Annotated in this window: 4 protein-coding genes; all 4 read left to right on the plus strand. The window is 46.3% G+C overall.

Annotated elements, in window-relative coordinates; translation table 11 throughout:
• Positions 1–70 precede the first annotated feature (70 nt).
• Positions 71–871, plus strand: coding sequence for a T9SS type A sorting domain-containing protein (locus tag ACTIE6_RS22320; RefSeq protein ID WP_439558733.1), 801 nt, complete (start codon positions 71–73; stop codon positions 869–871).
• A gap of 150 nt (positions 872–1,021) precedes the next feature.
• Positions 1,022–1,597 (plus strand): adenylate kinase, encoded by a 576-nt coding sequence (locus ACTIE6_RS22325; RefSeq protein WP_439558734.1) that lies wholly within the window; start codon positions 1,022–1,024, stop codon positions 1,595–1,597.
• Positions 1,598–1,624: 27 nt separating this feature from the next.
• On the plus strand, positions 1,625–2,632 hold the full coding sequence (gene obgE, locus ACTIE6_RS22330; RefSeq protein ID WP_439558735.1) for a GTPase ObgE: 1,008 nt from the start codon (positions 1,625–1,627) through the stop codon (positions 2,630–2,632).
• A gap of 75 nt (positions 2,633–2,707) precedes the next feature.
• The coding region (locus ACTIE6_RS22335) for a sialate O-acetylesterase (protein WP_439558736.1) at positions 2,708–5,704 on the plus strand (2,997 nt) is incomplete at its 3' end.

Consider the following 5,704-nt stretch of genomic DNA (forward strand, 5'->3'; position numbering starts at 1 on the left):
ATTTAACACCGGCTAAATCCTGTTCCTTATATGCGTATAATCCATTCATACACATAACCAAATGCAACCTATGAAAGCTGTTTTTATGCAAAAGCTTACCCTTTCCATGTTGGTAATTTCTGCTCTGGCTGCGAATACTTCATACGCTCAATCTGACGACGATCAAAAGCAGGAGGAGAAAGCCCGGAAGTCGCGTATTCACATTCAGGTTACCGAAGATGAAAATGGTAAAATGAAGAAGATTGAAAAAGACTATGAAGTTGGCCCAATGACCCGGGACGAAAAAGACAGGTTTGTCGAAAAAGTACTAGACTCCCTGAATGTTGATAACAAGAAAAAACAAACAATCTCCATCACCATGGACGACGGAGCCGATCATACGATTACAAAGAAGCGCAGGAAAACAATCATTGACTATCGCGACGAGCGGGAGCCACTGGCCTTTAACTGGAATAAGGATTTCTCTTATGATTTCGACTCCGAGAAGCTCCGGGATCAGTTCCGCACATTCGAACGGTCGGTAGGACCTAAAGCGAAGATCTTCATGCGGGATATGGAAGATTTTGGAAAAAGCATGGGCAACGTATGGGAGAAAGGGTCTGCCAAACCAGCCAGCGTACGTGCGTTGCAGGTTTATGCCAATAATCCTGATAATGGAACAATCAATTTGCGCTTTGACGTACCGGTAAAAGGCGACGTAAAAGTGATGGTAACAGATACCCGGGGCAAAGAAGTTGGCAGCAAGGAGATCAAAGATTTTGAAGGTGAATTTGTAGGCCAGGTAGAGCTGAAAAAGAACACGAAGGGTACCCTGTTTGTCACGGTTGTACAAAATGAAGACGGTGCCGTAAAGCGGATTGTGGTTCACTGAAATTCTTGATTGCCCCTGTAATCCCCTCAAAATAACCGTTGAGGGGATTTTTTATTTGTAAAATTTATTGGACAATTAGGCTGACATTTAGTAAGAATTGTAAATTTGCCGAATATCACCACAGACTGCGACATCAATTTCCAGAGCAATATGCTGAATCTTATACTGTTTGGCCCTCCCGGTGCGGGCAAAGGTACCCAGAGTGAAAAAATCATTGCCAAGTACAATCTGATCCACCTTTCAACCGGCGACTTACTCCGTTCCGAGATACAGGCGGGATCCGAATTGGGGCTGAGAGCCAAGACGTTAATGGATCAGGGGATTCTGGTTCCTGATGAAGTGGTGATCGGAATGATTGATAATAAGCTGAGAGAACATAAAGACGCAGCAGGGTTTATTTTCGACGGATTTCCGCGGACTGTGAAGCAGGCAGAAGCACTTGATCAGCTGTTGGCTACTTACGATGAAAGCATTTCTGTGATGGTCGCATTGTCGGTAAGTGACGATGAGCTGCTTGCCCGACTTTTGAACAGAGGCAAAACTTCGGGTCGTCCTGATGATCAGAATGTAGAGCTGATCAGCAAGCGTATCCAGGAGTACAATAATAAAACAAGACCTGTGGCAGATTACTACCAGGAACAAGGTAAGTTTGTAGCCATAGACGGAATTGGTGAGATCGAGCACATTTTCAGTGAGATCACTGCCAGCATTTCAAGTCTGCAGTAACCGTTCTGAATTTACACTATACTACACATGGCCTCCTCCAACTTCATTGACTACGTAAAAATAAATGCCAAATCCGGCGCAGGCGGAGCTGGTTCTCTTCATTTCAGGCGTGAAAAGCACGTCGAAAAAGGCGGTCCGGACGGTGGTGACGGCGGCAGAGGCGGCCACGTGATCCTGAAAGGCAATGCACAGCTCTGGACATTGCTTCACCTGAAATACACCAAGCACGTGAAAGCTTTTGACGGAAAAGGTGGTGAAGGCGGAAGAAGGACAGGCGCAATCGGGAAAGATATTATACTCGAAGTTCCGCTTGGTACTATCGCCAAAAACGGCGAAACGGGTGAAGAGCTATTTGAAATTACCGAAGACGGACAAGAAGTAATCCTGCTCAGAGGCGGGCGCGGTGGAATGGGCAATGATCATTTTAAATCCGCTACAAATCAGACTCCGCAGCACGCGCAACCAGGAGAACCCGGACTGGAAGCGTGGGTTATCCTCGAACTTAAAGTGCTTGCAGACGTAGGTCTGGTAGGCTTTCCAAATGCAGGAAAATCGACATTGCTTTCGGTTGTTTCCGCCGCACGACCTGAAATCGCCGATTATCCCTTTACTACGCTGGTCCCGAACCTTGGTGTAGTGTCTTACCGCGACTATAAATCCTTTGTAATGGCCGACATTCCGGGCATTATCGAAGGCGCCTCGCAGGGCAAAGGTCTGGGACTACGCTTCCTCCGCCACATTGAAAGAAACTCCATCCTACTGTTCCTGGTACCGGCTGACAGCGAGGATATTAATGCTGAGTACCAGACCTTACTGCAAGAATTGAAGATTTACAATCCCTCCCTTCTAGACAAAAACCGCATTCTTGCCATTTCCAAAACCGACGTCCTGACAGACGAAGAAAAAGCCAGTCTGAAACACCTACTCCCTCAAAACATTCCTACTATTTTGATTTCTGCAATAACCCAAGAAGGAATTGAACAATTGAAAGACAAAATATGGGAGATGATCAATTCGCCGTTTTCCGTAAAATAATAATTTCTTGAAACAAGCAACCAACTGACGCATCTTGTGTGTCCGGTTAGTTACGTAATAGAATATACAGCCACTATGAAACACTATCTACCATACTTTATCTGGGTAGGATTTATCTTTTTATCATTCAATACTTTCGGACAAATAAGCATCGATTATCCGTCAGACCGCCTGGTCTTTCAACGCGATAAAAACAACTCGGCGACTATTTATATTTCAGGAAGTTATACAAAAGTTGTTGATAGAATAGAAGCGAAGCTGACCCCGCGGAACGACGGACCAGGCTCCAGAGATGATTGGAAAACCATTAAGTCTGATCCAAAAGGCGGTTTCTACTCAGGCAGCTTGAACGCGAATGGAGGCTGGTACATTCTGGAAGTACGAGCCTGGAAGGGTGACCAGATTATTGGTTCATCGCGGATTGACCACGTTGGTGTGGGAGAAGTTTTTCTTATCGCAGGACAGTCCAATTCACAAGGTTACCAGAATATGGGCGCACAAGGTGCTCAGGATGATCGTGTAAACTGCATCCGGTACAACAATACAGAACCTCCCCGGCTTTACGAAGATCTACCTTACCCGCATTTTGAACAGTTGGGTGCCGATTCTGAAATTGCTCCCCGTGGCTTCTCTGCCTGGTGCTGGGGTAAGCTGGGCGACAATCTGGCTGCCCGCCTTAATGTACCAATCCTATTTTATAATGCAGGCTGGTATGGTACCGCGGTAAAAACGTGGCGTGAAAGCATTAACGGAACCGGATACTCAGTTTATACCGGAGTTCCCATTGAACCCAGCGGAATGCCTTACGGAAACATGCGCTCAGTTGTGCAACGGTACGCCCCGATAACCGGACTGAGAAGCGTTTTATGGTTGCAGGGAGAAGCTGACAATGATATAAATACATCGACAGACAGCTACGCAAATGATCTTAAGACGGTTATTGAAAGCATCAGAAATGAATCAGGGCACAATATATCGTGGGTTGTTTCACTTACATCTTACAACAACAGGAACGGAATAGATCAGCGGGTAATAGAGGGTCAACGCAGGGTAATCAACAACGTTAACCAGGTATTTGAAGGACCTTCTACTGACCAGATCCAGACTCCACGCATTGATCCTGAGGGCGTGCACTTCATGAACGAAGGATTATCACAGCTTGCCGATGCCTGGGCTCAGCAGCTGAATGATAACTTTTTCGCCAATTCGGAACCTTATAAGGGTGAGAGTCCAATGCGTATAAACGGCTCTTGTGCAGGAAATGGGAATCTTACGCTGAGTGTTGAAAACGACAACCTTAATTCGTTTAACTGGAACAACGGACAGAATTCCAACAGTATCCAGGTTGGGAATGGCAGCTACCGCGCCTATGCGAGAGATGGACGCGGAAACTTTATCTACTCGCCCGAAATCCGCGTTTACGAAAGTATTCAACCAAACCAGCCGACCATTTCGATCGAAGGGAGCAACCCGGTATGCCTGGGAAATACAGCGGTATTGATCGCAAGCACTTCTGAAAATACAAAGTGGAACAATGGATTTGTAGGTGACCGCCTGAATGTGACCACCGGCGGCGACTATTTCGTAACAACAACGAACGTATACGGTTGCGAAGCCTCTTCGGATAGAATCAACATGAAAGTTTTGAACTCCCCACTTCCGGCAAAACCAAAGATCGCTGCGGCTGGTGCAATTACCTTTTGTGATGGTGGCGAGGTAAAATTAACTTCCGATTCAAAGGAAAAGAATGTTTGGTCTAATGGTGGCCAGGAGTCCAGTATCGTGGTCAGATCATCAGGTGCATATACGGTGCGGGCACTGGACGAAGTAGGCTGCTACTCTCCTGCTTCAGATGCAATTGATGTGAAAGTAAATCCACTGCCAGCAAAGCCTGCCATAGCTCTGAGCGGCGATACCGAATTCTGTGCAGGTGGAAATGTTGCATTAACATCCAGCTACGAAACCGGAAACATCTGGAGTACCGAGGCAACAACCAAGTCCATTTCTGTTACAACAACCGGAAATTTTACATTGAAACAGCGTGATGCAAATGGATGTGAATCTATTTCGGACGCAATATCTGTAAAAGTTAATCCGCTGCCAGGTACCCCACAGATCACAGCACTCCGACCAACAACTTTCTGTGAACGTGATTTTACCACACTAAGAAGCAGCGAGGCATTTTCATACTTGTGGAGCAATGGTGAAAATGGACGCGACATTGAAATCCGGGAGTCCGGAAACTTCACGATCGCGGCAAAGGATGAGAAAGGGTGCGTGTCCCCGGTATCTGCAGTTGTGCGTGTCGTAAAAAATCCATTACCTCCAACTCCGGTGATCAAAGCCGACGGCCTGACTACCTTCTGTGCAGACCTGAGTGTAAACCTGCAATCAACACAGGCAGCAGGATTTCTGTGGAGCAATGGCGCTGCAACCCAAACATTGAAGGTGACACAAGCTGGTACTTATTCCGTTCAGACGATCAATGAATTCCAATGCTACTCGGATCCAAGTAACCAGATTACTACGAACACGCTTACGTTACCACCTTCCCCGATTGTACAGGCACTTAGTGCAACTACTTTCTGCGATGGGGATACAATTACATTGCAGGCAAGAAACGGAAGTTTATTCTTTTGGAACAACGAGGAAGAAGGTCCGGAAATATCAGTTTTCAAGTCAGGTAGCTATGCGGCGCGGGTAAAAGACGAGCAGGGTTGCTACTCACCCTATTCAGCTGCTGTTGCTATCGAAGTAAAACCTTCGCCAAGTGCACCTGAAATCAGGCAAATCGGCCCATTTACATTGTTTGCAGAAAACAACCTGAATGAAGGTGATCACGTTTGGAAGTTTAACGAAATCACATTGACTGAAAACAGCGCGACGCTGAAAGCAATCCGGTCCGGCAGTTACGTGGTTAATAACACCATTGTTTATAGCCCTACGCTTACCTGCTTTTCTGACTTCTCGGCTCCATTTACATTTTATGTTGATACCAAAAACCCGGGCTTTGTAGCATTTCCAAATCCAAATGCGACAGGCAGGCTCACGGTTGAAACACTCACAAATGTC

Origin of the sequence: Dyadobacter sp. (assembly GCF_051859145.1) — a bacterium.
GTDB lineage: Bacteria > Bacteroidota > Bacteroidia > Cytophagales > Spirosomataceae > Dyadobacter.